Origin of the sequence: Clostridium sp. E02, from assembly GCF_003833015.1 — a bacterium.
In the GTDB taxonomy this organism is placed as follows: domain Bacteria; phylum Bacillota; class Clostridia; order Lachnospirales; family Lachnospiraceae; genus Lacrimispora.
Map to the genome: position 1 here is coordinate 1 of NZ_RJLQ01000071.1, position 438 is coordinate 438.

The following is a 438-nucleotide window of genomic DNA, read 5'->3' on the forward strand; positions in this document are numbered from 1 at the left end:
CCACCAGCCTGCACGGCTGGTTGTGGATTGCCTTCGCCCTGCTGGGCACAACCCTCGGGGTCAAACTCAGGCCGCTGTTTCGGCTTGCCAATTGATTTGCACTGCCCCAGGGACCACCCCTACTCATTCTGTCGCTATGACTCAGACTTCCCAGGCTACCGACATTCAAGGCGATCGCAAAGGTGATGCGCCGTTGGACCCCAACTTAGCCCCGCCCCACAGGCCGGCCTCTCGCACCCGCGATCACCTGGCTAACGAGCGCACCTACCTGGCCTGGATGCGCACCGCGATCGCCTTAATTGGCTTTGGCGTGCTAATCGCTCGCCTGCGCTACCTGGTCTCCCCCGATGTACCTGGCACTGGCCAGGGCTGGCTGGTTGGGTTAGGCCTATCCTCCATTGGCTTGATTACCGTGCTGCTCTCGACCTGGCACTACTT

1 protein-coding gene is annotated in these 438 nt (G+C 61.4%); it reads left to right on the forward strand.

Features of this window, described 5'->3' with window-relative positions; translation table 11 throughout:
• Positions 1-193 precede the first annotated feature (193 nt).
• Positions 194-438: DUF202 domain-containing protein (locus tag EFT72_RS18980; protein ID WP_243110067.1), on the forward strand; the 245-nt coding region annotated here is incomplete at its 3' end.